This is a genomic window from Halonotius terrestris (assembly GCF_006861665.1).
Classification (GTDB): Archaea; Halobacteriota; Halobacteria; order Halobacteriales; family Haloferacaceae; genus Halonotius; species Halonotius terrestris.
Genome location: NZ_RKLU01000001.1, coordinates 179,014 through 202,889 on the forward strand (window position 1 = coordinate 179,014; position 23,876 = coordinate 202,889).

A 23,876-nucleotide genomic window follows, 5' to 3' on the forward strand; every position below is an offset into this window, starting at 1 on the left:
TNCGGCTGACGACGCCGATGCTGTTCTGTATCGNCTTCGTCGCAAACTTCGTCATCGGTGGNATCACCGGCGTCTTCCTCGCNTCCATNCCCATCGACCTCGTGNTNCACGACACCTACTACGTCGTCGGNCACTTCCACTNNATCGTGATGGGCGCGATCGCCTTCGCCGGCTTCGCGGGCATCTACTACTGGTTCCCGCTGGTCACCAAACGGATGTATCAGGCCAGCCTCGGGAAAGCCCACTTCTGGCTGACGATGGTCGGGACGAACATCACGTTCCTCGCCATGATCCTGCTGGGCTACGGCGGTATGCCGCGGCGGTACGCCCAGTACCTGCCGGAGTTCGCCAGCCTCCATCAGTTCGCCACCCTCGGCGCGCTCATCATCCTCGTCGGCCAGATCATCTGGCTGTACAACATGGTGTCCTCGTGGTTCGAGGGCAAACGCGTCGAAAGCGGCGATCCGTGGAACCTCCAGCAGGACGACGTGCGCACCATCGAGTGGCAGTGGTTCGAGAGCAAACTCGACACCGAAATAGCGACCGACGGCGGCGACGAGGAAGTCGCCACCGACGGCGGCACACCCGTCGACAACGAAGCGACGGCTGCCGCTGACGACGACACGGCCGAGAAGTAAGCGACTGCGGATTGCGGAGCGGCTGTTTTCGCGGCGATTGGTCCTAGATCACCAGTACGATCCCGGTGATGAACATCAGCACGGCGATCCCCCCGAGGACGATCCCGAGTAGGTCACTGTCTTCCATACCGGCTCTTGGGCCGTGGCCCGCAAAACAACATCGGTCGGACGAAACCGGTAACTGTCGGCCGGCCCGACTGTGAGTATGAGCTCGGGCATCGGTGGGAAACGTCTCGTTGTCGGCCTCTATCTCGGAATTGTCTGTTTCACCGGCGTCGCCGGCTACCTCACTGCGAGCGTCGTCGATGAGATCACGCCGCCGCGGTTCCTCTTTCTGATCGAGTTCCCGGCGACGGCGTTCGGACTGGCAGCCTACGGCGCGCTGACGATCGCGCTCATCCTCGGTGTGTTGTTGGGGCTAGTGACGGTCGTCTCGGAGCGAATCGACGACGCCTCGCCGGGCACGGACGACGACGTTGAGCGGGCTGGCGACGACGTGGAACACGCCGGCGACGGCGTGGAGCCCGCTGGCGATGAGGGTACTGACGAACTCCCCGACTGAGTTCTGGGGTTGAGATTCGTACAGTAGCTGGCGGGTTCGGAGTGCAAAATCGAACGAACAGCCGGTTTTTCCGACCGCTCAGTAGTCTTTAGTGATCGTACATGATAGATGTGTGTATGGATTTCGATAGCACCGACGGCGATGCCCTCACGGCCGAGGTGGAAACGGAGGACGGCACCGTCTATGCCGCCTACAACGAGCGCGACCACGGCTCGACGGGGCCGTTCTTCGTCGCCTACAACGACGCCGAGCGAACCGAGCGGTACGGCTACGTCTGTGGGGCCTGCGGCAGCCTCGGCGTGTCGATGGACGCGATGGGCCGCGTCGAGTGTACCGACTGTGCGAACAGCCGCAAACCGATGAACTGGGATGCGGCGTACCTCTGAAGGGCTGTTTTCCTCGCTACGTCGCTATCGACTGCGGTGAGTGACCATTCAGAGCCATGAATCCACGCGCCGAGCGGAGTCTCAGAGATAGGTATAAAACGTAGATTTATGCCCGTGTCGTCGTGAATAGGAAACATGGCAGACGGGCGCGTCATCGCAGTCGCCGGCGCGAAAGGGGGCGTCGGGAAAACGACGACCGCGATCAACATCGGCGTCGCCCTCGCGGAGGCCGGCGAAACGGTCGCCATCGTCGAGTTGGATCTGGCGATGGCCAACATCATCGACTTCCTCCAGTTCGAGCCCGAACGGACCCTCCACGACGTCCTCTCGGGGACGGTCCCGACAACCGAAGCGCTCTATCCGATCGAGGAGCGACTGCACGTCCTCCCGGCCGGCACCGAACTCGCGGAGTTCAACGCGATCAACGTCGCCGCGCTCGCGCCGGTGATCCGCAGCCTCCGGCCCGCCTACGATTTCGTCCTGCTGGATACGGCCGCCGGCGTCAGCCCCGAGACGATCTACCCGCTGCGGCTGGCCGACGAGGTGATGATCGTCTCGACGCCGCGGGTCGCCTCGATCCGCGACGCGAAAAAGACCATCGAGCTCGCCCACCGCGTCAACGGCGAGGTGGCCGGCGTCGTGTTCAACCGCGCCGGCACCGGTCGCGCCCCGCCACCGGAACGGCTGGCGGGCTTTCTCGAAACCGACCTCATCGGCGCGATCCCGGAGGACGAAACCGTCGCCGCAGCGCAGGACATGAGCCGGCCGGTGACGCTGTTCGATCCCGACAGCGACGCGGCTGCGGCCTTCCATGAGATCGCCGACACGCTCGTCCTCAGTGACGCGCCGAGTGACGACGAGGACGACAACGTCCTCGGGACGGGCGGCTTCTCGGATCTGCAAAACGCCGAGGAGATCGTCAAAAGCGCGGCCGAGGCCGACCCCGACGGGATGGGCGGGACGACCAAACCGCTGGAAGCCGACGAGCTTTCGACGGGCGACCCCGACGACAACGGCTTCGAGTTCGTCAAGCGAAAAGGGGAGTAGTCGGCTGACGCATTCGCTTCAGCGACCGACGGTGGATCAGTCGTCGCCGGCAGCCGCTTGAATGTCGGCAACGATATCGGGGTTTCGCAGGGTGCTCGTATCGCCTAACTCCTCGCCGTTTGCGATGTCTTCGAGCAGCCGACGCATGATCTTGCCCGAGCGCGTCTTCGGCAGTTCCGGCGTGAAGATCACGGCTTCGGGCCGAGCGATCGGGCCAATGGCGTCCTCGACGCCTGCGATGATGCGGTCGCGGAGGTCGTCGTCCTCCTCGTAGCCGTCTTCGGTGATGACGTAGGCGTAGACGGCCTCACCTTTGATCTCGTGGTCGCCGCCGACGACGGCAGCCTCGGCGACGCCTTCGACGCCGACGATGGCGGATTCGATCTCCATCGTTCCGAGGCGGTGCCCGGAGACGTTGAGCACGTCGTCGACGCGACCCAGCACGGTAATGTAGCCGTCCTCGTCGAGTTTCGCGCCGTCCTCGGGGAAGTACACCCAGTCGGCTGGGTCGTCGCTGTCGACATCGGAGTATTCGCGCCAGTATTCGTCGATGAACCGCTCGTCGTTGCGGTACAGCGTCCGCAACATGCCGGGCCACGGTTTGTTGACGACGAGGTAGCCGGCCTCACCTGCATGGACCGGGCTGCCGCTTACGTCGACCACGTCGGCACTCACGCCCGGCAGCGGCGGCCCCGCCGAGCCGGGTTTCATCTCGCCGACGCCGGGGAGCGTGGTGACCATCATCCCGCCGGTCTCGGTCTGCCACCACGTATCGACGATGGGGCAGGACTCGTCGCCGACGTGTTTGTAGTACCACTTCCACGCACGCGGGTTGATCGGCTCGCCGACCGTGCCGAGCAGCCGCAGCGAGGAGAGGTCGTGGCTTTCGGGGTACTGTTCGCCCCACTTCATGAACGCCCGGATCGCCGTCGGCGCGGTGTACAGTTGATTCGCTTCGTACTCCTCAATAATCTCCCACAGTCGGTTGCGGTCGGGGTAGTCGGGCGTGCCCTCGTACATCATCGACGTGGTCCCNAGCGCGAGCGGCCCGTAGACGATGTANGAGTGGCCGGTGATCCAGCCGATNTCGGCGGCACAAAAGTAGGTGTCATCGGGTTTCACGTCGAGGACCGCGTGGGAAGTCCAACTCGCCCACGAGAGATAGCCGCCCGTGGTGTGTTTGACGCCTTTCGGCTCGCCCGTTGTCCCGGAGGTGTACATCAGGAACAACATGTCCTCGGCGTTGCGGGAGACGGGCTCGACGATCGCGCCTTCGTGGTCGGCGACGAGGTCGGCGTAGCGGTGTTGGCTGTCGGTGCGGTCGTGGCCGAAGGCGTCGGACTCGGGCAAGCGGTCGACGACGACCGTGTCGGTCGCGTGCTCGACATCGGCGAGTCCGTCGTTGGCTTTGTCGAGATGGTCGAGCGGATCGCCACGGCGGTAGTAGCCGTCGCAGGTGACTAGATACTCCGAGTCGGCGGCGTTCATCCGCGTGGCCAGCGCGTCGGCGGAGAAGCCGGCGAAGACGACCGAGTGGGGCGCGCCGATCCGCGCGCAGGCCAGCATGGCAATCGGCAACTCGGGGATCATCGGCATATACATCGTCACCACGTCGTCCTCTTCGACGCCGAGATCGCGGAGAGCCGCGGCGAACTCGTTGACTTCGCGGTGGAGTTCCTCGTAGGTGTAGGTCCGGTTGGCCTCGTCGGTGGGTTCGCCGATCCACTCGATGGCGGCCTCGTCGCCGCGCTCATCCAGATGGCGGTCCAAACAGTTCGCAGCCGCGTTCAATTCGCCGTCGGCGAACCACTCGTAGAACGGCGGGTTGCTATCGTCGAGAATTTCCGTATACTCCGTCTCCCAATCGAGCAGATCGGCCGCCTGCGTCCAGCAGTCGGGCCAGTTCTCATCGAACTCGTCGTAGATCGCGGGATCGCTGACGTTAGCTTGCTCGACGAACTCGGCTGGCGGTTCGAAGGAATCCTGTTCGGCGAGGCGGGCTTCGAGTTCAACATCAGGATCGGACATCGGTATGCTATTTGAGTCAATTGTCCATGATAAACCTATGCCACACCCGCGGGCGACGGTCTTGTGACGCTGAGAGATACTCCCCACCGAACCACGGCGGCCGATGACTGATGCCAACTGACCGATTTCGTGTCAACCGAACAATAATACTGCGACGACGCCGTAGCGACGTCACACCACCGGCGTTGCTCAGGGCACAAAACTATAGTATCTCTCGGCAAAAACAGTCAGAGAAATGGAGGCGACATACAGTACCGCTACCGGAACCGACCTCCGTGAAACACTCGCCGCGGTCGCCGACAGCGACGGCGTCAACGGGCTGTTGCTGTTGGCGACACCGTCAGTCGACGTGGCCAGCGACGAGTTCGCGGCGACACTTGCGGGGCTGTCGGTGCCGGCCTTCGGCGGCGTCTTTCCCGCAGTCATCCACGAGGGCACGGCGAAGGAGTCCGGCCTGCTCGCCGTGGGGCTTCCAGCAACACCCGATGTGACCGTCCTCCCGAATGCAAGCGACCCCGACGCCGACTTCGCCGACACCCTCGATCCCGAACTCCCGGCGAACGGGTACGAAACGGCGTTCGTCTTCGTCGACGCCTACGCCGAGGCTGTCCCGACAGTCATCGAATCGTTGTTCCGCACCTACGGCGTCGGTATGAACTTCATCGGCGGCGGGGCGGGCCAACTGGACGACGACCGCGGGCCGTCAGTGTTCACCAACGACGGCGTCTTTGCCGATGCCGCGGTCATCGCCGCCGTCGAGCAGCCGATCGAGATCGGCGTCCAACACGGCTGGGAAACGCTGGACGGCCCGTTCCGTGTGACCGGTTCCGAGGGCCCGACAGTGACAGAACTCGACGGCTCGCCGGCGTTTTCGGTCTACCAAGAGGTGATCGAATCCCAAACCGAGACGAGCGTTACCCGCGAGAACTTCTTCGAGGTCGCACAGTCCCATCCGTTCGGCATCACGCGCCTCGACGCCGAACAGATCGTCCGCGACCCCTTCGCCGTTGAGGGCGACGCGCTGACCTGCTTCGGCAGCGTTCCCGAAGGCGAGTTCGTCAACATCCTCACCGGCGACGACGAGTCGCTGATCGCGGCCGCCGCGGCCGCCTACGAATCCGCCGTCGGCGACGACACCGACGGCTCGCTGTACGCCTTCGACTGCATCTCCCGGAGCCTCTATCTCGACGACGACTTCGACCGCGAGTTGGCTGCCGTCGACACCGGCGACCGGCCGGTCGTCGGCGCGCTCACGATCGGCGAGATCGCCAACGACGGCTCCGGCCATCTCGATTACTACAACAAAACGGCCGTCATCGGGGCGGTGAGAAACGAATGAGCAGTCGCCAAGAGCGGATCCAGACGCTGTACGAAATCTCGCTGTCGATCGGGCCGAAGGAGACGCTGGAGGAAACCGCCGAGGAAGCCCTCTCGGGGTACCTCCAGAAACTGAACTGCTCGGTCGGCGGCATCTATCGCCGGCGGGAGGACGGCAGCTACGAGCCGACGGCGACGGTGCCGGCGGAGCCGACCGCCAGCGACCTGCTGTCGACGGCCGCCAACAGCCTCAACGCCATCGACACCGCTGGCGGGATCGACGAAGCCCTCCCGATGACAGGCGCGACGGCAAGCGACGAGCACTACTACCTGTTCGAACTCCCTGAGTTCGGCGTCCTCGTGTTGGGGAAACGGACTGGCGAACTCGACGCAGTCACTCGGTCGGCACTGGCCTCGCTCAACGAGAAACTGGCCGAAGCCTGCAACAGCAAGCTGGTCGAACGCCAACTCCGCAAGGAGCACAACCGCTTCGGTGCCGTCTTCGACGCCATTCCCGAACCCGTCGCCAACACGGTCGTCGAAGACGGTACCGAGCGCATCGTCGCCTGCAACAAACCCTTCAAGCGGACGTTCGGCACGCCCGACCGAACGCCCGGCGAGGACCTCCTCGGCGAGCTCACGCCGACCGAAGCCGCCGTCGGCGACCGGCGACCGACCGCCGGCGAGGGGCAAAACCGGTATGTCACCACGGAAACGACGTGTCCGACCCGGGAGGGCAGCGGCGAGTTCCTCTTCCATAGCGTCCCCGTCGAAACCGACCACGAGGCCGAGTACATCCAACTGTACGTCGATATCAGCGATCAAAAGGAGCGGGAACGGGAGTTAGAGCGGTACGAACGCCTCGTCGAGAACCTCCCGATCGGCGTCTACCAGACCACCCCCGGCGCGGACGGCGAGTTCCGCCTCGTCAACCAGGGGCTGGTCGATATCTTGGAAGCCGACTCGAAAGCGTTTTTCGACGACCACACTGTCAGTGACATTTACGTCGATCCCGCCGAGCGGGAGGCGTTCAGCGATCAACTGCTGGCGGAAGGCGAGGTCGACAGCGTCGAACTCCAGCTTGAGACGGCCGCGGGCAACCCGATGTGGGCCGAGATCTCCGGCATCGCCAGCGAAGAGCGCGACGAGACCGTCTTCGAGTTGGCACTGCAGGATATCACCGCCCGCAAGGAGCGCGACCAGCAGTTGAGCGTCCTCAACCGGGTACTGCGGCACAACCTCCGGAACGCGATCAACGTCATCGAGGGCAACGCCGCCCTGCTGGACGAGGAGGTCGAACGCGAGGACCTCCAAGCCTGCGTCAACGGGATCGAACAGCGCGTGAAGAACCTCTCACAGCTGAGCGAGAAGGCCGTCACCGTCCGGTCGCTGTTCGATCAAGGTCGGGAGATCAATACGGCCTGCGACGTGCGGACCCTTCTCGAAACAGTTGCCGACGAGTTCGAGGACCGCCATCCCGAGGCCTCGTTCACCGTCGACGATTTCGAGCCGATGTACGTCAGAGCCGACGTGCGGCTGAAGATGGCACTCACCGAGTTGGTGAGCAATGCCATCGTCCACAACGACCAGTCGACACCGACGGTGACGGTAACCGCTGGCCCCTCGGAGACCGGCCGGGCCGGCGAGTGGGTCGACATCGAGATCACCGACAACGGTCCCGGAATCCCGCCACACGAGCGGAAGACCATCGAGAGCGGCGACGAAACACCGCTCCAGCATGGGACCGGACTCGGGCTGTGGCTCGTCTACTGGGCCATCTCGCTGCTCGGCGGCGACATCACCATCGACGAGGCTGAGGCAGGGACGCGGATCACGCTGACGCTGCCCCGCGTGACGGTCGACGCTGCCGACGAGGCGAGCGGCGACGACAACGACGAAATGCTGGTTGGCGATGTCGGGACGGAGTTGACCGAGGACGAATAACGACGAAGCGGAAGCACCAACGCTGCGCGTCGGTAGTACCGCAAAAAAATACGAGCGGAGCGCGGCGTTCAGCCGAAGTTCTCGACCTTTGATTCGTCCGGGTCGCCACCCGCGGCCTCGACGGCGTCGGCCGCGTCGTCGACGAACTCGGCGAACCCATAGACGAAGACCTGTTCGTCGGCGTCGCCGGTGAGTGCGTCGGCGACCGCGTCGGTGATGTCGTCGTCGAGGATCGTGACGCTCGCCCCACGGCCTTCGAGCATCGAGAGCCGCTCCTCGTGGGCCGGCGAGTCAGTCCGATAGACGATAGCGACCTCGCCGCCGTCATCGAGGGCGCGTTCGCCGATGCCGACCGCAGGACCGATGCCGGGGCCGCCGGCGAGGACGACGACGTGACCCTCGCCCTCGTAGTAGTCGGCGCCGAACGGACCGCTCATGTCGATCGTGTCGCCGGGTGCGAGAGCAGCGAGGTGTTCGCTGAACGGGCCGCTCTCGGCGGGATCGATCTCGACGGTGATCTCGAAGCCATCGCGGACGGTCGGCGATGAGAGGGTGTAGAACCGCGAGTAGCTCTCGCCGTCGACCGTTGCGGTGAGTTTGACGAACTGGCCGGGCTGGGCGTCGAAGCCATCCGGCGTGTCGAATTCGAGGGCAACCGTCTCGGGGCCAACCGTCGTCACGTCGGTGACCGTAACCGTCGCATCCATGCCCGGAGGTTGGCGACCGCTCCTAAAGGGTCTTTGCTCCCGTCGGCGACACTGGAGGTCGATCGCGTCCGGGATCCGGTATCGTTGTCGACAGAACTGCGTATTCGTTCACTATTGATTGCAGATGATAGACAGTAAACGCGGTATCGGGGGTGCCTCTTTCAGAAGTCTTTTGATTTGGGGTACGTAAGAGGGGCTGATACCAATGCCTGCGGACTTCAACTGGGCNNTCGGCGGCGANGCCGGCGANGGNATCGACTCCACTGGGAAGATCTTCGCCCAGGCCCTCTCGCGNGCNGGNCGNCACGTNTTTACCTCGAANGANTTCGCNTCNCGTATCCGCGGNGGGTACACNGCCTACAAGATCCGCACGTCCGTCGACAAGGTCCAGAGTGTCGTCGACCGTCTGGATGTCCTCATCGCGCTGACGCCGCGGACGATCGAGGAGAACCGCGACGAACTCCACGACGGCTCCGTGATCATCTACGACGGCGAGCGCACCACGATGCAGGACGCGCCGATCCCCGACGGCGTCGTCGGCCTCGACGTCCCCCTCAAGCGGCTGGCCGAGGAGGCCGGCGGCGCGATCATGCGCAACGTCGTCGCCCTCGGGGCGGCCTGTGCGGTCACCGGGTTCCCGATCGAGAACCTCGACAGCGCGCTCGAAAAACGGTTCGGCGCGAAAGGCCAGAAACTCGTCGACAACAACAAGGAGGCCGCTCGGAAGGGCCAAGCCCACGTCGAGGAGAACCACGACCACGAGTTCGAGTACGACCTCGAAACGACCGACAACGACTACGTCCTGCTGAACGGCGACGAGGCCATCGGCATGGGCGCGATCGCCGCGGGCTGTCGCTACTACGCCGGCTACCCGATCACGCCCGCGACAGACGTGATGGAATACCTCAAGGGCCGGATCGAACAGTACGGCGGCCACGTGGTGCAGGCCGAGGACGAACTCTCGGCGATCAACATGGCACTGGGCGCGGCCCGAGCCGGCGCGCGGGCGATGACCGCGACCTCCGGCCCGGGGATCGACCTCATGACCGAAAGCTTCGGGCTCGTCGCNACNNCNGAGACNCCGNTGGTCATCNNNNACGTGATGCGNTCCGGNCCNTCGACGGGAATGCCGACGAAACAGGAGCAGGGCGACCTCGACATGGCGCTGTACGGCGGCCACGGCGAGATTCCGCGGTTCGTCCTCGCNNCGACGANCNTCNNNGANTGNTTCTGGAAAACGGTCGAGGCATTCAATCTCGCCGAAAAATACCAGATTCCAGTGTATCTCGCCGGCGACCTCGCCCTCGCGGTCACCGAACAGACCTTCGAACCCGACGCCTTCGATATGGATGCCGTCGAGATCGACCGCGGGAAACTCGTCGACGAGGAAGGCCTCGCTGAGTGGCAGAACGAAAAGGGGCAGTTCCAGCCCCACGCGCTCACCGACGACGGGATCAGCCCGCGAGCGATCCCCGGCACCGACGACGGCGCGCATATGACGACCGGCCTCGAACACGACGAGTTGGGTCGCCGGACCGAAGACACCGAAATGCGTGTCAAACAGGTCGACAAACGCGACCGGAAGGTCGAGACCGCCAAAGAGCGGGAGGACTGGGAGCCACGGGAGTTCGGCGACNCNGACNNCGANANNCTCGTCGTCTCGTGGGGGTCNAACGAGGGNGCNATCGTCGAGGCGATNGANCTGCTCGACGACGAGGGGATCGACGTGCGGTTCATCTCCGTTCCCTACATTTTCCCGCGGCCGGATCTTAGCGACGCTATCGAGGCCGCCGAAGACGTGCTGGTCGTCGAGTGCAACAACACCGGCCAGTTCGCCGACCTGATCGAACGCGACGCGCTCGCGCGGGTCGACCGAATTAACAAGTACAACGGCGTTCGCTACAAGGCCGACGAACTCGCCGAGGAGATCAAGCAGGCAGTCAGCGGTACACAGGAGGTCCCACAATGAGCTCAGACGTACGCTTCACCGACTTCAAATCNGACAAACANCCNACGTGGTGTCCCGGCTGCGGCGACTTCGGGACGATGAACGGNATGATGAAGGCGCTNGCGAACACGGGGAACGACCCCGACAACACGTTCGTCGTCGCCGGCATCGGCTGTTCGGGCAAGATCGGGACNTACATGCACNNNTACGCGCTGCANGGCGTCCACGGNCGCGCGCTNCCGNTNGNNNCNGGCGTNAANATGGCNAACCCCGANCTNGAAGTNATGGNCGCNGGCGGCGACGGNGACGGCTACTCNATCGGCGNNGGNCACTTCNTCCACGCCGTNCGCCGGAACGTCGACATGACNTACGTNGTCATGGANAACCGNATNTACGGGCTGACGAAGGGNCANNNCTCGCCNACCTCNCGNGAGGACTTCGAAACCTCCACCACGCCCGAGGGGCCGAANCAGCNGCCNGTGAACCCGCTCGCGCTCGCNCTCNCNGCGGGNGNNACGTTCATCGCNCAGTCGTTCTCNTCGGANGCNNNGCGNCANNCCGAGATCGTCCAGNAGGCNNTCGAACACGACGGNTTCGGCTTCGTNAACGTCTTCNNNCCGTGTGTNACGTTCAACGACGTNGACACNTACGACTACTTCCGCGACNNNCTNGTNGACGTGGGCGAGACCGACCACGATCCGACCGACCTTGAGGCCGCCCAAGACGTGATCCTCGATGCCGAAAACGAGTATCAGGGCGTCCTCTATCAGAACGAGCAGGCCAAAGCCTACGGCGACCAGCACGGACTCAGCGAGAGCATGGCTGAGATCCCCGACGGCGCGCCCGAGGACGCGATGGATCTCGTTCGAGAGTTCTACTGACGCCAGCGCGGTCGGTCACGCGGTCTTTTTGCTATCGAATATCAGCTCACCCGCGAGGGTTTCCGGTCGAATTTGGGAAAGACTCCGGACCCAACCCGGTGTGACCCCGGAGAAACCTCGGAAATGATTCATGTTGAAGTCGGTCGTTGGCTGAGTTGACGATGTCGACCCACAACCGACGAACGGTACTGAAATCCGCTGGTGGTATCGCACTGATCGGCACCCTCGCTGGCTGTGCCGGCGGTGGCGGTCAGAGCGGCGACGACGGCAGCGACGAAGAAATGAGCGACGAGGAGATGGAAAGCGACGACGGCGAGTCCGAGCCGGACGCGAGCATCCGGGTCGCCCACCTCTCGCCGGACGCGCCGAACGTCGACGTCTACGTCGCTGGCGACGCGGTGCTCGAAGACGTGCCCTACCGGACGGTCAGCGACTACCTCGATATCCAGTCGGGCACGTATCAGGTCATGATCACCGCCGCTGGCGACATGGACACCGTCGTCTACGATCAGGAACTCGAAGTCCCCGCCGGGGAGTTCACCATCGCAGCCCTCGGCGAACTCGCCGAGGAAAACGAGGCCTTCGGCGTCGAGGTCTACGAAGACGACATCTCCGATCCTGGCGAGGACGCCCGCATCCGGCTGGTCCACGCCGCGCCGGACGCGCCGAACGTCGACGTGACCACGGGCGGCAACGCGCTGTTCGAAGACGTACCCTTCGGCGCGGCGGGAGCGACCACCGTCGCGCCCGGCGAGTACACGTTGAACGTCCGCCCGGCGACCGAGAACAACGACGGCGATGTGGTCGACAGCTTCGATGTCGCACCGGAGGCCGGCACCGTCTACACCGGGTTCGCGGTCGGCTACCTCGCGCCCGACGACGCCCCCGCTGACGCGCCCTTCGGTCTCGAACTGGTCGTCGACGCGGAGAACTGACCCCCCCATCGGCAACTGCTGTCGCAACAACGACATCTTTAGGCCGAGCGCAGCCAACACCCGGTGTATGGAGGCCGTTCTGTGGTACGTGCTGACCGGTACCCGCGGGGGGCCCAACCGGCTCCGCATCCTCCGGGCTATCGACGAGCGACCACGGAACGCCAACCAGCTGGCCGAAACGCTGGAACTCGACTACTCGACGGTCCGCCACCACTTGGACGTGCTGCTGGAACACGGGATCATCACACGGACCGGCGACGACTACGGGGCGGTGTACTCGCCGACCGAAACGGCCCAGCACAACTGGGATATCATCGAGGAGATCGCCGAGGAACTACCAGTATGAGTACGAACAACGACAGCGGGGAGAACCGATGATCGGATTCATAGATATCGCTCGCGTGAGCGTCGCGGTCAACGTTGGGATGCTCCTCGTGTTGACGGGGATCTGGCTGCGCAACTACCGGGCGTTCGAATCGAAACACGGCCTCGGGTTGGCGATCTTCGGGGTCGTGTTGCTCGCCCAGAACGTGCTCACGCTGTACTTCTATCTGTTCCACCCGGTGTTGGCGTCGTGGTTTGCGACCGACATGCCGCCGCTGGCATGGCAGGCGAATATCGTGATCCACGTCTTCCAGTCGGTCGCCTTGGCGTTCCTGCTGTGGGTGACGTGGGACTGACAGCCGGTAGCGACATGGAAGCAAGACGGACGCTGCCGGAAGATCCCGTTACTTACTGCGACACCCGACTGACGGCTATTGCTCGCTGTCGCTCGGCGGATCGACCGGATGTTGGAGCGATTCGACGAGCGAGTAGATCGTCTCGGAATCCATCGCATCCTGTGGGTGAATGCCGAGCGTGAACACCACGTCACTGTTGCCGTCGCCGTACTCGTGAATGATCGAGGTGAGGTAGAGCCGGATCGGGATCTCGCCGCCAGTGGCTGCGCCGTCGCCGGTTGCTGATCCGTCGCTGCCGTCGCTCCCGCCGGCCATCTCGATGTCGCCGCTGGTTTGGAGCACGCCGGTGAACTCCTCGATCGTCGCCGACTGATCGAAGACAGTGACGGCCGTTTCGCCGGCCGGTTCGATCTCGCTGATCGCGTCCTCGCCGCCGGCTTCCTGGAGGAGCCGCGAGATGAGTTCGCTGCCGCTGAGACGGGCCAGCGGGTTCACCGACTGGCCGGCGACCGTGACGTTCGGCGTGCTGAGAACGATGAACGGGCCCGTCTCGGACTCATAGCCCGTCGTCCACGTCGTGATCGCCACCTCGCGCGTCTCGCCGCCGAGTTCGAACTGTTCGGTGATTTCGATCGCCTCGGGCCCCTCGGTTTCGTAGCCAGCGTCGTTGGCGACGCTCGAATCGAGTGTCGCCGGGGCTGCCGTGTAGTCCAAATCGCCGGTAAGGCCGCTGCAGCCAGCCAGCCCGACGAGCCCGACCGCCCCCGCCGCTGTGAGCACCTCTCTCCGGTACATATCCGAACCTTGGAAGCAACCGGTATCTGTTTTTCGGGTAGCGGAGTGCACAAGAGCCGAGGACCGGCTCTGCTGGTCGCCGCGGCGGATGGCGGCCTTTTTTAATCACTACCGGTATACAGCGTGTATGTCCTCCGACGCCTACGATATCGTGGTGGTCGGCGGCGGGACCGCCGGCGCGTTCGCCGCGGCGACCGCTGCCACCGAAGGCCTCGATGTCGTAATCCTGGAACGCAAAACGGAGTCCGAGGCCGGCCACATCGCCTGTGGCGACGCCATCAAGGGCAAGAGCACGTTCCCCGATGTAATCGATCTTGATTACCTCAAAGACGAGTCGTTCACCAACCGCGAGATCCGCCGGGCCGTTTTCGAGAACCCCGCCGACGGCGAGGATATCGAAATCGAGTTCGGCGAACCCGGCGCGGTGCTCGACCGGAAACGATACGGCGAAGTCCTGTTGGAAGAGGCCGACCGCGTCGGCAGCGAGATCCACTACGACACTGTCGTCCAAGACGTGACACAGGCCGACGACGGCACCGTCACCGGCGTCACCGGGACCCGCAAGGGCGAGCCCGTCTCCTACGACGCCGAAGTCGTCATCGACGCCGCGGGCGCGCTGTCGATCCTCCAAGAAAAAACGGATTTCGACGGCAGCTACTTCGATACGAACGTCCGGTACTCGCAGTTCTGTTCGGCCTACCGCGAGGTCATCGACGTCGAGGAGCCCGTCGAGTGGCGCGACGCCATCGTGTTCAAGCCGACGAAGGAACTGGGCTATCTCTGGTATTTCCCCCGCACGGCAACTGAAATCAACGCCGGGCTGGGCTTCCAGATGGACCAACCCGAGATGCAGATGATTCCCGAACTCAAGACGGCGATCGAAAACCGGCCGGACCTCGTCGAGCCGACGGTGAAGGACAAACTCGGCGCGGCGTTGCCGACGCGACGCCCGTACGATTCGGCGGTCGCACCGGGCTACATGGCGGTCGGCGACGCCGCCGGCCACGTCAATCCAACCACCGGCGGTGGGATTCCGGGCGCGGCGAAATCCGCCTACTGGGCGACCAAACGAGCCATCTCGGCGATCAGCGACGGCGACGTGAGCGAGTCTGCGCTCTGGGAGTACAACCGCGAGGTGATGACGAGCTTCGGCAAACACTTCGCCGCCATCGACCTCTACAATATTTGGGGCACCACAAGCAGCGTGCAGGAACTCACCGAGATGGTGTCGTCGGTGCCGGGCCAACACCTCGCTGACGCCCTCGCTGGCACCGGGACCGCGTCGATGCCGCTGTCGCTGAAACTCCGGACGCTCGTCGACACGTTCGGTCACTGGGGCGAACTCACGGAACTCGCCAAAGTCAGATCGAAGGCGAAAGAGCTCTCGGCGCACTACGAGCGGTATCCGTCCGATCCCGCCGGCTTCCCGACCTGGAAATCAGTGCGGGACGGCATCATGGAAGACGTGTACGAGATCACCGGCGCGGACCCGAAATACTGACCGCTTGCCACGTTGATTTCAACGCGGTGACACGCGAGGGCGGCGACCCCAACCCATTTTCACGCGCAGTCCGTTGAAACGATGATGGCTACAAACGAACGCCCCGTCAGCGACGACTGTCCGACTGCCAACGGCATGCCGATGTTGGGACTCGGAACATGGAAGAACAGCGACCCGGCAGCCTGTGCCGACTCGGTCGCCACCGCACTCGAAACCGGGTATCGCCACATCGACACCGCCCAAGCCTACAACAACGAGGCCGCCGTCGGCGACGGCATCGAACAGGCCGCCGTCGACCGCGAGGAGGTCTTCCTCGCCACCAAGATCTGGATCGACAACCTCGCATACGACGACGTACTCGAAACCGCCGAAGCGAGTCTCGACCGCCTCGGCGTCGACAGCGTCGACCTGCTGTACGTCCACTGGCCCTCCCGAACCTACGACGCCGAGAACACGCTGGCGGCGTTCAACGAACTCTACGAGCAGGGCAAGATCGATCGGATCGGCGTCAGCAATTTCGAGCCCGAACAGGTGGCCGAAGCCATCGCGGTCTCCGACGCGCCGATCTTCGCCAACCAAGTCGAATGTCACCCCCTTCTCCAGCAGCCCGAACTCCGGAAAGTCTGTGCCGACCACGACGTGGAACTCGTCGCCTACTCGCCGCTGGCCCGCGGAGCAGTCTTCGACGTACCCGAAATCAACGACATCGCCGACGATCACGGCGTGAGTCCGGCCCAGATCAGCCTCGCGTGGCTTCGCGCGGAGGGTGTCACCGCCATCCCGAAGGCGACCGGCGAAGACCACATCAGCGACAACTGGGCGTCGCTGTCGGTTGAGCTCTCGGAGGGCGAACTCGAGACGATCCGAAATATCGGGACGACCGACCGCCGGGTCGATCCCGGCTTCGCGCCGTGGAATTAGCGGAAAACAGAGCATGGGGAACACAAAGTTCACGTTCCCCCGAGTGGTGAGTACCGACAAATGAAACAGCGGTCCCCTGGGCTGATCGGTGCGATCCGCATCGACATCACGCGGCTCCACGAGACGTGGATGGAGGTGCTCTTCCCGCGACAACTCGACGCCGGCCACGTCCTCGGCAAGTGGCAGCCGGAAACGAGCGCGGAGACGCTGGGCTACTATCTCTGGGCACTGGTCGGCCTGCCGCTGGTGCTGGTCGGCTACCCGCTGTTGCTGATCGGCTACGGGACGCGGTTCTACGCCGGCAAACTCGACAGCGCGGCGACGCGGCTCGGCGTCATCGGCGTCGTGTTGCTGTCGGTCGTCGTCTGGGGCGCGCTGTCGGTCGCGGCGAGCTTCCAGTTCGGCGATGCCGGGCAGTTCAGCCTCGCCGCTGAGGGGTTCCTCGCCGTCCTCGCCGCCAGCGTCGTGGCGACTGTCGCGGCCGCGCTGGCGATCCTCTTCGGTCGCGTCGGCGGGCGCGCGACGAGCGTCCTGCTCGCGTATCCGGCCGCCATGACCGCGCTGTTCCTCCCGCCGGTGGTTGCCGCGCTGTTCGTCCCGACGCTCCAGCAGACTATCTTCCCGGCCAGCGAGGAGTTGGCGATCACGATCCTCGATGAGATCCTGTTCGTCGGCGGGCTCAACGAGATCATCCGCAACCAGTTCACGCTGGAGGGCACCGGCTACGTGCTGATGTGGCTCTCGCTGTCGGTGCCGCTCGGCTGGTTCCTCGGTGGATTGGTCGCCCTCGCGGACTTCATCCGCCCGAAGGACGAATAGGGTGCCGACCGCGCTCTGGCTCGGGGCTTCGCTACGTTTAGGCCGCTGGCAGCCCAACCGACGGTATGGAGTTTACCGCCAGTACGACCGGTGGACTGTTCGTCGCCGTAATCGCACTCGGAATCGCCGGGCTCATCTTCTCGCCCGTGCCGATGGGAACCTCGACGATCCTGATGATGGTGCTGCCGTCGATGGTGGTTTTCGGCCTCATCGCCTTCGCCCTCGGCCTCAAACACGGCGAATACCGCGCGAGCAACTAAGTAGCGTCCGTTTTCGACCCGGCGTTCCTACTGATCGACCGCTGAGCCGGTCGTCCGTGCCTCCAGCAGGGTTGCGATTTTGACGCCACCGAGACTGACGAGGACACCGGCGAGGATCACGACGGCCAGCCGCTGGGTCGGCGTCAACACCACCGGACCGACAGTCAGCCCGGTTTCGAAGACGTACCCAGTGAAGCCGCGGATGACGATACCGACCGACAGCAGGCCAAAGGGGAGGCTCAGCGTCGGCATCCGGAGCGTGTCGGCCTGAATCAACTCGTCGAACAGCCGACCCGTGCTGGCGGTGACCGCCGCGAGTGTCAGCCACGGGATGCTGTCGTGGAGAAAGGCGACGCCGGCCAGCGGTGAGAGCGTCGCCCCGGTGGTCGCTGTGACTGCGAGCCCGCCGGAGAAGACGCCGATCAGCAGCAGGCCGACAGCCGTAACGTAGGTGACCACCGAGACCTGTCCGGAGTACAATAGCTCCTGGCTCCGCTCGGGAACCTGCGCGAGGTAGTCGTCGATCCCCAACCCCTTGTACAGCAGCGCGATTCCGAGCAGGGCCGCCAGCCCGGCGACGGCGACAGCAGCGGAAAACCAAAACAACAGCGCGGGCACCAACAGCAGGCTGATCCCCAGCGGCACCAACACGGTCGTCCGCAACTCCTCGTCGGCGAGGAACTGNTTNAGCAGNTAGTANGTCGACTCGATGTCGCGGGCCTGCCGGACGACGACGCGGTCGACGCCATCGACCTGGAGGCGACTCTCGATCACCGGCAGCAGGCGTTCGTCCTCGGCCGCGCCGATCACGACGAGACAGCCTGTCGGGTCGTACTGCTCGATTAGTGTTTCAAGCTGGTCGCCGACCGCCCGGTCAGGCGCCGTCGCCGACTCGCCGGCTGTCGAGAGCACGGCGACGACAGCATCATCGCCGGAGTCCCGTAGCTCGCGGGCGACACGGAGCGATTCGAGCAAGCAGTTGACGGTCGTCGCCTCCGGGTCTTCGAGGCCGACATCCGTCACGAGCGAGCGAACCGCTTCCCACCCCGCCACCGGCGGCGTGACACCGGCCGCGGTGGCGATAACGCCCTCACGATCGAGACAACAGACCAGCGTCGTCACACGCGGCTACACGCGGTGAGTGCGTAAAAAGCCAGTCGTCAGAACAGCTAAAACAGCTTAGAGCAGGCCGGTCTTCTGGAGCTTCATCAGGTCCTCGGTTTCGAGAGTTTCGCCTTCCTTGAACTTCTGGTAGATGTCCTCGGCTTCCTGTTTTTCCTCCTCCATTTTCTCCTGCCGCTCGTCTTTGCGCTCTTCTTCTTCCTCNTNGTCCAGNTCGCGGAGNCGNTTCTGGACGCGGACGAAGTCCTCGTGGTGGCGGTCGGCGGCCTCCTGGGCCTCGACGAACTCCTCGTGCCACTCGTCGGCCTCGTCGCGGATCTCGTCGGCCTCGCGGTAGGCCTCGATCATCTGGTTGTGGTGCTCCTGGGCCTTGTCGGCGAGCTCCGTCACCTTCTGGTGGTGCTNGNNGGCNTNCGNGCGGACNTCCTNGGCNTNCTCGACGAGTTCGTCGAGGTCGCCGCTGTCGTCGACTTTGTCCTTCTTCTCGGCGAGCTCTTCGCGTTTGTCCTCGATCTTCTCGATGAGCTCCTGTTCGTCCTCTTCGGAGAGCACTTCGGTCTGCTGTTGGAATTCGAGGTCTTCGATTTCGGACTGGAGCTCCTCGATCGACTTGCCGTCGTCGAGCTCGAGGTCCTCTTTCATCTCCTCGACTTGGTCGAANAGNTCGTTGGCCTTNGCGTTGAGNTCGTTGCGNTNNTCCTTGTGCTCCTGTACCTGCTCGTTGAGCTCGTCGCGTTTCTCGCGGTGCTCNTGNGCNTCGTCGACCTTCTCNCGGGTCTTGGCGTTGANNTCGTCGCGNTTGGAGGCGCGCTCCGATGCCATCTGGTTGAGTTCGTTCCGCCGGTCGCGGAGCTGCCCAGCGAGTTTGATCAGTTTGCCTTTCGAGCCGTCTTCGAGCTGTTCGTCGGTGAGCTCGACGTTATCCGCGTCGTCGAGCGGTGCGATGTCGTATTCGTTTACTACACTCATTGTTGGATCCTCGGTACCATTGTTGCTCCGGACATGCCAGTAGCCAACTGCTGTGCGACGGACCGTGGATAAGAATTCCCGATCATTCGTCGTGCGATGCCACCAGTGCCGGAGGCGTTCTGGTACTACCAACTTCAGCGTGATCCAACATAAAGACTTCGGTGGCCAAGACCCTGTAAAGAGCTACCATACCGCCCGAATTCGGCGTATGCGGATGTTTCACACGGGCGGAGTTGGTATATAAATATCCACACCAGTTTCACTTTCACTCCGCGGTTGGATCGCCTTCATAGGGAGCGTTGTCCTAACAAGAGATATGCTCGAAGAACTAACGCTCACCTGCGAAGCGGCCGACTGCGACCGGCGGCTGGCGGCGGAGTCGCCGGCGATTGCGATGTCGACGCCGGACGGCACGCGCCGCGCCTACGAGTGTGACTGCGGCGCGGTGACGATCACCGTCCTGCGGGAGTAGTCGCCAGCAGCACCGTCGCCAACGGCATCCGTCGCCAACGACACCCGTTGCCAACGAGGAATCGACTGTTCTTTGCCGCTGTGCGGTCGACCGGCGCGTATGACAGCGACGGAATCGGATGCGACTGCCGAATACACCGAAACCATCCACGCACACGGCCACGAACACGTCCAAGCGACCCACGAGAGTACCTTCGAGATCACCAGCGACGACTGGCTGACGCCCGCCGGCGACTGTATTCTCGCTATCGATGCCGACCGCGTCCCGGCTGATTTCGACGACAAGTTCGTCGCGGCGGCGCAAAACGCTGATGCTGAAATCACCGCCACGATCGCAACCGACGACCACAGCCACACGATCACCGGCCGCGGCGATCCTGACCTCACGTTCGACGGCGATCGCAGCGCGGTCGGTCGCACCAGCGAGTACGTCGACGACCGAACGATCATGGTCGATGCCGACGCCGCGGCAGCCGATATCGACCGCGAGTTAGTGGCCGCGCTGGCCGAGGGAGCCGAGGCGACGCTCACGCTGCGCGTGACCGAACACGAGTAACGGGGCGGTTCGTACCCGTTGATAGCGCGGCCGCAGCCAGCAACGTGGGTATCAGAACCGCTTTTTGTTGCAGTGGCCACCGCTCGATATGCGCGTCGTCGACTGGAGTGCCGCAACCGAGTGGAACAAGGGCTGGTCGCTGGCGATCGTCTTCGGGCTGGCGTCGATCCCGTGGACCTACGGCTTCGTCGCCGGGATGAAAATCCCGCTGTGGCCGTCGTTTATCGCCTCCGCGACGTTCTACGCCGCCGGGAGCGGGCTCGACGGACTCAGGAAAGCATACAGCGCGAACCTCGCGGGGATTCTCTATGCGGCGGCGACGCTGTTCATCGTCGAGACGCTGTTCGGCGGCGGAGTCGTCGCCCTCAGCGTCGTCGTCGGTGCGTTCATGCTGCTGGCAAGCCTGCATGAGTTCGTCCCGCTGCTATCGTTTACGCCGGGGGCGTTTTTCGGCTACGCGACCATGTTCAGCGTCAACGCCGCGGAAGCGACGGCCTTCGGTGTCACCGGCCTCCCGGGAGAGACGCTGGCGGCGGTCGTCTCGATGCTTATCGGCGCGGGCATCGGCCTCGGTACCGACGAGTTGAGTTCGGCGATCGCGTAGCCGGCGGGCGACCGGAGAGTTAAGTCCCAGCCGGTCGCATGCGGGTGTATGCCAACCCGTCGTGACACGGTGCTCGCGCTCGGAACGACGGTCACACTCGCCGGCTGCAGCGGCGTGTTGCCCGAAACGGAGCCGAACGTGCCGACAAGCGACGACATCGACAGGACCTTCGAGGACGCTGAAGTCGAGGTACGCGATCCAGAACTCGAGATTCAGGGAAACATCGTCGCTATCGATGTCTCGGTCACCATCGCCAACAATAGCAGCGAGAGCCGTCGCATCCGCGTGCGGGCGCAGGTATTCGACGAAGCAGAACTGTACAACGGCGGGTCGACGACGATCAACGTCCCCGCGGAATCCGAGGTAACCGAGAACATCGGAATCGGCGAGATCACCTTCGCCGATTCGGCTGACGGCCAGCGACTTACGCGACTGATCGTCGCGGCGAAAGTCGGCGATTTCGACTCCGAATTCCAACCGATCGCAGTCTACACCGGCGAGGAAGTCCGCGAGTTGGCAGCCGAGTAAGCGCGCTAGAGCCAGCGACGCCGACGGTTTTTGTCGATCCGTGGCCAACGAATCGGTATGGTCGAGGAGCCAGCCGAAAATATCAGCGGCGGGCCGGAGAGCCCGGCACAGCGAGCCGCCTTCGAGCCGGGGGCCGCCGAGACGCACGCGGAGCGCGTCGTCGACACGCTGGGCGAGCTCTACTGGCAGAAGGCCTACGGCGGCCGCGACGCCTTCGAGTGTCTGGTACGAACAATCCTGAGTCAAAATACCAGCGACAAAGCCAGCCAGCCGGCCCACGATTCGCTGCTGGAACGATACGACAGCGACGACACCGCCGGCGATACCGACCTCGTTTCCGCTCTCGCCGACGCCGAGCAATCGAAGTTGGCCGAGACGATCAGCAGCGCGGGCCTGTACAACCAGAAATCCGAAGTCATCATCGACGCCGCGACCGAAATCCGCGCGGAGTTCGACACCGCCGCCGACTTCGACGCGTTCGTCAAAGCCGAGTCGCCAGAAACCGTCCGCGAGCGGCTGCTTGAAATCCGCGGCGTCGGCCCGAAAACCGCCGACTGTGTCCTGCTGTTCGCAGGCGGGCGCGGCGGCGTCTTCCCCGTCGATACGCACGTCCACCGGATCGCCCGGCGGATGGGACTCGCTGCGGCTGATGCCGACCACGAGGAAGTCCGCGAAGCACTGGAAGCGGCGGTTCCAGCTGAAAAATGCGGCTTCGGCCATACGGCGATGATCCAGTTCGGTCGAGAGTACTGCTCGGCCCGAAAGCCGGCGTGTCTCGACGGCCCGGAGGCCTGTCCACTGTACGACGACTGTGATCGCGTCGGGATCGACGAGGTTGCGGAATCGGTAGTCGATCCAGCTGAAACGCTCGACTGAGCTGTCGTGGAAGCAGCGAGACAGCGGACAGCCGGCGGAGAGTTGGCACGGTTTCGAGACGGTTTTTGAACAATCGATTTTAGCCGGTGGTGCGTACGCCAGTCCAATGATCCTCGGGACCGCGCTGGTGGTGAACGCGGTGCAAAATCCTGCCGTTCTCGTCGTTGCGGCCGCCGCGGTGGTCGTCGCCGGCTGGAAGATGGACCGCTCACTCGGCTTGTTCGGTAGCACCAGCGATACCCCGTCGGCGATCGGAGACAGCAACGCACGGATCGTTGTCGAAGCCGATGAAAGCGAGGGCGAAGTTCCCGAGCGCATCAAACAGAAGCGCGAGCAGTACCCACGAGCCGTCGAACTGCAGCAGCCGACCGGCTTCATCAACACTGACTCGCTCCGGCTCAGCGAGGCCGTCGGCCAGCGGGTGATCCTGCTTGAGTTCTGGACGTTCGGCTGTTACAACTGCCAACAGACCCACCCGAAGCTACAGCGGTTCTGGCGGCAGTACGCCGATGAGGGCCTGCTGGTCGTCGGCGTCCACTACCCCGAATTCGACCGTGAGCGCGAGCCAGCGAACGTCCGCGCCTACGTCAACGACGCCGACATCACCTACCCGGTCGTTCTCGACAACGACGGCGGGACGTGGGATGCCTACGACCAGCGATACTGGCCGGCGCGATACCTGATCGACATCGACGGCTTCGTTCGCTACACCCACGCTGGCGAAGGCGCGTATGAAGAAACCGACGAGCGAATTAGAGACCTCCTCGCGGAGCGCGAGCAGGTGCTGGCTGAATCGTAGCGATTAGGCGCAGCGCGACTCGCCGACAGGCCCGGAGATCGGGGCCTCGGTCGTCTCGTAGTCGATCCCGACGATCGGCAGTTGGAAGCGGTACTCGAAGGCGATCGAGAAGACGCTGAAGGGGTTTTCGAGGAAGGCACCCGTGTCGTCGACGCCGTGGAAGACGGCTCCGGTGCGGAGTTCGATCAGCGGCTCGGCCTCGTCGGCTGAGCCTGCGAGTTCGACGCCGAAGGTGCCGGGCGCGCCGAGGTTCGTCAGCAACGAGAGGTGGACGACCATGTCGATCCGCGGCCCGAGCGTCCCGATAGTGAAATCGTAGCCGCTGTCGGGGAAACAGGCGACGCTGCCATCGGTCTGATAGAGCGGCGCGTGACCGCCAGACGCCGCCCCGATAGCCGACGGCGCGCTGATGGCCGCCGGTGACGAGCCAGCCGTTGGCGACGATGAGCCAGCCGCCGCAGCGGGCGCGTTGGCGACGGCAGCAGCCGGGACCGTCATGAGCAACAGGCTACAGCAAAGGGCAGCCAGCAACCCCGTCCCCTGTGAGACCATACCATGTCTTTCGGCTACTGCTACAAAAAC

General features: G+C 64.1%; 25 protein-coding genes and 2 pseudogenes (1 of these 27 running past the window's edge). 21 read left to right on the forward strand and 6 right to left on the reverse strand.

Annotated features, from left to right (window positions below; genetic code table 11):
* From EGH24_RS00905 to EGH24_RS00920, 4 genes and pseudogenes are all read left to right on the forward strand, one after another.
* Positions 1 to 638: the 3' portion of a cbb3-type cytochrome c oxidase subunit I gene (locus tag EGH24_RS00905; protein WP_142978776.1), read on the forward strand. 1,138 nt of this gene lie to the left of the window's left edge; 638 of the gene's 1,776 nt are visible here — the last part of the coding sequence; the start codon falls outside the window, past its left edge; its stop codon occupies positions 636 to 638.
* 205 nt (positions 639 to 843) lie between these two features.
* Positions 844 to 1,095: pseudogene (locus tag EGH24_RS00910) on the forward strand (DUF7520 family protein); the annotation flags it as partial.
* Between the two features lie 221 nt (positions 1,096 to 1,316).
* On the forward strand, positions 1,317 to 1,586 hold the full coding sequence (locus EGH24_RS00915) for a DUF5816 domain-containing protein (RefSeq protein WP_142978293.1): 270 nt from the start codon (positions 1,317 to 1,319) through the stop codon (positions 1,584 to 1,586).
* A gap of 135 nt (positions 1,587 to 1,721) precedes the next feature.
* Entirely contained in the window at positions 1,722 to 2,633 is a 912-nt protein-coding gene (locus EGH24_RS00920; RefSeq protein ID WP_142978294.1) for a MinD/ParA family ATP-binding protein, read from the forward strand.
* 36 nt (positions 2,634 to 2,669) lie between these two features.
* On the opposite strand, the gene acs is transcribed toward EGH24_RS00920, so the two are convergent.
* On the reverse strand, positions 2,670 to 4,661 hold the full coding sequence (gene acs / locus EGH24_RS00925; protein ID WP_142978295.1) for an acetate--CoA ligase: 1,992 nt from the start codon (positions 4,659 to 4,661) through the stop codon (positions 2,670 to 2,672).
* Between the two features lie 235 nt (positions 4,662 to 4,896).
* On the opposite strand from acs, the gene EGH24_RS00930 reads away from it, so the two are divergent.
* Positions 4,897 to 6,000, forward strand: coding sequence for an FIST signal transduction protein (locus EGH24_RS00930; protein WP_142978296.1), 1,104 nt, complete (start codon positions 4,897 to 4,899; stop codon positions 5,998 to 6,000).
* Positions 5,997 to 7,922, forward strand: coding sequence for a sensor histidine kinase (locus EGH24_RS00935; RefSeq protein ID WP_142978297.1), 1,926 nt, complete (start codon positions 5,997 to 5,999; stop codon positions 7,920 to 7,922). Before EGH24_RS00930 ends, EGH24_RS00935 begins: the two co-directional genes overlap by 4 nt.
* 68 nt (positions 7,923 to 7,990) lie before the next feature.
* On the opposite strand, the gene EGH24_RS00940 is transcribed toward EGH24_RS00935, so the two are convergent.
* The gene (locus EGH24_RS00940) at positions 7,991 to 8,629 is read right to left on the reverse strand and encodes an FAD-dependent oxidoreductase (protein WP_142978298.1); all 639 of its coding nucleotides are present in this window, start codon (positions 8,627 to 8,629) and stop codon (positions 7,991 to 7,993) included.
* A 205-nt stretch (positions 8,630 to 8,834) separates the two neighbouring features.
* Here EGH24_RS00940 and EGH24_RS00945 point away from each other — a divergent pair.
* From EGH24_RS00945 to EGH24_RS00965, 5 genes and pseudogenes are all read left to right on the forward strand, one after another.
* Positions 8,835 to 10,598, forward strand: a pseudogene (locus EGH24_RS00945) (2-oxoacid:acceptor oxidoreductase subunit alpha).
* A complete protein-coding gene (locus EGH24_RS00950; protein WP_142978299.1) occupies positions 10,595 to 11,458 on the forward strand; it encodes a thiamine pyrophosphate-dependent enzyme in 864 nt (287 codons plus the stop codon). Before EGH24_RS00945 ends, EGH24_RS00950 begins: the two are co-directional and overlap by 4 nt.
* 161 nt (positions 11,459 to 11,619) lie before the next feature.
* The gene (locus EGH24_RS00955) at positions 11,620 to 12,393 is read left to right on the forward strand and encodes a DUF4397 domain-containing protein (RefSeq protein WP_142978300.1); all 774 of its coding nucleotides are present in this window, start codon (positions 11,620 to 11,622) and stop codon (positions 12,391 to 12,393) included.
* Positions 12,394 to 12,460: 67 nt separating this feature from the next.
* Positions 12,461 to 12,739 carry a winged helix-turn-helix domain-containing protein gene (locus EGH24_RS00960; protein ID WP_142978301.1) on the forward strand — a complete coding sequence of 93 codons (279 nt, stop codon included), beginning with the start codon at positions 12,461 to 12,463 and terminating at the stop codon, positions 12,737 to 12,739.
* A 28-nt stretch (positions 12,740 to 12,767) separates the two neighbouring features.
* Positions 12,768 to 13,073 (forward strand): hypothetical protein, encoded by a 306-nt coding sequence (locus EGH24_RS00965; protein ID WP_142978302.1) that lies wholly within the window; start codon positions 12,768 to 12,770, stop codon positions 13,071 to 13,073.
* 75 nt (positions 13,074 to 13,148) lie between these two features.
* Here the strand turns inward: EGH24_RS00965 and EGH24_RS00970 are convergent, their stop codons facing one another.
* Entirely contained in the window at positions 13,149 to 13,868 is a 720-nt protein-coding gene (locus EGH24_RS00970; protein WP_142978303.1) for a DUF6517 family protein, read from the reverse strand.
* 127 nt (positions 13,869 to 13,995) lie between these two features.
* Between EGH24_RS00970 and EGH24_RS00975 the strand changes: the two genes are divergently transcribed.
* The 4 genes from EGH24_RS00975 to EGH24_RS00990 all read left to right on the forward strand — a co-directional run bounded on the left by EGH24_RS00975 (position 13,996) and on the right by EGH24_RS00990 (position 17,369).
* Entirely contained in the window at positions 13,996 to 15,369 is a 1,374-nt protein-coding gene (locus tag EGH24_RS00975; RefSeq protein ID WP_142978304.1) for a geranylgeranyl reductase family protein, read from the forward strand.
* A gap of 84 nt (positions 15,370 to 15,453) precedes the next feature.
* On the forward strand, positions 15,454 to 16,290 hold the full coding sequence (locus EGH24_RS00980; protein WP_142978305.1) for an aldo/keto reductase: 837 nt from the start codon (positions 15,454 to 15,456) through the stop codon (positions 16,288 to 16,290).
* A gap of 84 nt (positions 16,291 to 16,374) precedes the next feature.
* On the forward strand, positions 16,375 to 17,109 hold the full coding sequence (locus tag EGH24_RS00985; protein WP_142978777.1) for a hypothetical protein: 735 nt from the start codon (positions 16,375 to 16,377) through the stop codon (positions 17,107 to 17,109).
* 65 nt (positions 17,110 to 17,174) lie between these two features.
* On the forward strand, positions 17,175 to 17,369 hold the full coding sequence (locus EGH24_RS00990; protein WP_142978306.1) for a DUF7333 family protein: 195 nt from the start codon (positions 17,175 to 17,177) through the stop codon (positions 17,367 to 17,369).
* Positions 17,370 to 17,396: 27 nt separating this feature from the next.
* Here EGH24_RS00990 and EGH24_RS00995 read toward each other — a convergent pair whose 3' ends face one another.
* Positions 17,397 to 18,491 (reverse strand): DUF373 family protein, encoded by a 1,095-nt coding sequence (locus EGH24_RS00995; protein WP_142978307.1) that lies wholly within the window; start codon positions 18,489 to 18,491, stop codon positions 17,397 to 17,399.
* Between the two features lie 57 nt (positions 18,492 to 18,548).
* Positions 18,549 to 19,460, reverse strand: coding sequence for a coiled-coil protein (locus EGH24_RS01000; protein ID WP_142978308.1), 912 nt, complete (start codon positions 19,458 to 19,460; stop codon positions 18,549 to 18,551).
* Positions 19,461 to 19,776: 316 nt separating this feature from the next.
* Between EGH24_RS01000 and EGH24_RS15205 the strand changes: the two genes are divergently transcribed.
* The 6 genes from EGH24_RS15205 (at position 19,777) to EGH24_RS01025 (ending at position 23,294) form a co-directional block, all read left to right on the forward strand.
* Complete coding sequence (locus tag EGH24_RS15205; RefSeq protein WP_185903204.1) at positions 19,777 to 19,932, forward strand: hypothetical protein; 156 nt, start codon at positions 19,777 to 19,779, stop codon at positions 19,930 to 19,932.
* A gap of 99 nt (positions 19,933 to 20,031) precedes the next feature.
* Positions 20,032 to 20,487 (forward strand): DUF371 domain-containing protein, encoded by a 456-nt coding sequence (locus EGH24_RS01005; protein ID WP_142978309.1) that lies wholly within the window; start codon positions 20,032 to 20,034, stop codon positions 20,485 to 20,487.
* A gap of 88 nt (positions 20,488 to 20,575) precedes the next feature.
* Positions 20,576 to 21,091: a DUF1097 domain-containing protein gene (locus tag EGH24_RS01010; RefSeq protein ID WP_142978310.1), complete on the forward strand. Its 516-nt coding sequence runs from the start codon at positions 20,576 to 20,578 to the stop codon at positions 21,089 to 21,091.
* Positions 21,092 to 21,139: 48 nt separating this feature from the next.
* Entirely contained in the window at positions 21,140 to 21,619 is a 480-nt protein-coding gene (locus tag EGH24_RS01015; protein WP_142978311.1) for a hypothetical protein, read from the forward strand.
* A gap of 57 nt (positions 21,620 to 21,676) precedes the next feature.
* A complete protein-coding gene (locus EGH24_RS01020; protein ID WP_142978312.1) occupies positions 21,677 to 22,495 on the forward strand; it encodes an endonuclease III domain-containing protein in 819 nt (272 codons plus the stop codon).
* Positions 22,496 to 22,601: 106 nt separating this feature from the next.
* Positions 22,602 to 23,294 carry a redoxin domain-containing protein gene (locus EGH24_RS01025; RefSeq protein ID WP_142978313.1) on the forward strand — a complete coding sequence of 231 codons (693 nt, stop codon included), beginning with the start codon at positions 22,602 to 22,604 and terminating at the stop codon, positions 23,292 to 23,294.
* A 3-nt stretch (positions 23,295 to 23,297) separates the two neighbouring features.
* Here the strand turns inward: EGH24_RS01025 and EGH24_RS01030 are convergent, their stop codons facing one another.
* On the reverse strand, positions 23,298 to 23,846 hold the full coding sequence (locus tag EGH24_RS01030; RefSeq protein WP_142978314.1) for a DUF7332 family protein: 549 nt from the start codon (positions 23,844 to 23,846) through the stop codon (positions 23,298 to 23,300).
* Positions 23,847 to 23,876: the final 30 nt, after the last annotated feature.

Bases quoted from the DNA above. Each gene is read 5' to 3' on its own strand.
- EGH24_RS00940 (WP_142978298.1), bottom strand. From the start codon at position 8,629: ATGGATGCGACGGTTACGGTCACCGACGTGACGACGGTTGGCCCCGAG.
- EGH24_RS01025 (WP_142978313.1), top strand. From the start codon at position 22,602: ATGATCCTCGGGACCGCGCTGGTGGTGAACGCGGTGCAAAATCCTGCC.
- EGH24_RS00915 (WP_142978293.1), top strand. From the start codon at position 1,317: ATGGATTTCGATAGCACCGACGGCGATGCCCTCACGGCCGAGGTGGAA.
- EGH24_RS00970 (WP_142978303.1), bottom strand. From the start codon at position 13,868: ATGTACCGGAGAGAGGTGCTCACAGCGGCGGGGGCGGTCGGGCTCGTC.
- EGH24_RS01010 (WP_142978310.1), top strand. From the start codon at position 20,576: ATGCGCGTCGTCGACTGGAGTGCCGCAACCGAGTGGAACAAGGGCTGG.
- EGH24_RS00980 (WP_142978305.1), top strand. From the start codon at position 15,454: ATGGCTACAAACGAACGCCCCGTCAGCGACGACTGTCCGACTGCCAAC.
- EGH24_RS00930 (WP_142978296.1), top strand. From the start codon at position 4,897: ATGGAGGCGACATACAGTACCGCTACCGGAACCGACCTCCGTGAAACA.
- EGH24_RS00990 (WP_142978306.1), top strand. From the start codon at position 17,175: ATGGAGTTTACCGCCAGTACGACCGGTGGACTGTTCGTCGCCGTAATC.
- EGH24_RS15205 (WP_185903204.1), top strand. From the start codon at position 19,777: ATGCTCGAAGAACTAACGCTCACCTGCGAAGCGGCCGACTGCGACCGG.
- EGH24_RS00975 (WP_142978304.1), top strand. From the start codon at position 13,996: ATGTCCTCCGACGCCTACGATATCGTGGTGGTCGGCGGCGGGACCGCC.
- EGH24_RS00965 (WP_142978302.1), top strand. From the start codon at position 12,768: ATGATCGGATTCATAGATATCGCTCGCGTGAGCGTCGCGGTCAACGTT.
- EGH24_RS00935 (WP_142978297.1), top strand. From the start codon at position 5,997: ATGAGCAGTCGCCAAGAGCGGATCCAGACGCTGTACGAAATCTCGCTG.
- EGH24_RS01015 (WP_142978311.1), top strand. From the start codon at position 21,140: ATGCCAACCCGTCGTGACACGGTGCTCGCGCTCGGAACGACGGTCACA.
- EGH24_RS00955 (WP_142978300.1), top strand. From the start codon at position 11,620: ATGTCGACCCACAACCGACGAACGGTACTGAAATCCGCTGGTGGTATC.
- EGH24_RS01030 (WP_142978314.1), bottom strand. From the start codon at position 23,846: ATGGTCTCACAGGGGACGGGGTTGCTGGCTGCCCTTTGCTGTAGCCTG.
- EGH24_RS00920 (WP_142978294.1), top strand. From the start codon at position 1,722: ATGGCAGACGGGCGCGTCATCGCAGTCGCCGGCGCGAAAGGGGGCGTC.
- EGH24_RS00960 (WP_142978301.1), top strand. From the start codon at position 12,461: ATGGAGGCCGTTCTGTGGTACGTGCTGACCGGTACCCGCGGGGGGCCC.
- EGH24_RS01005 (WP_142978309.1), top strand. From the start codon at position 20,032: ATGACAGCGACGGAATCGGATGCGACTGCCGAATACACCGAAACCATC.
- EGH24_RS01020 (WP_142978312.1), top strand. From the start codon at position 21,677: ATGGTCGAGGAGCCAGCCGAAAATATCAGCGGCGGGCCGGAGAGCCCG.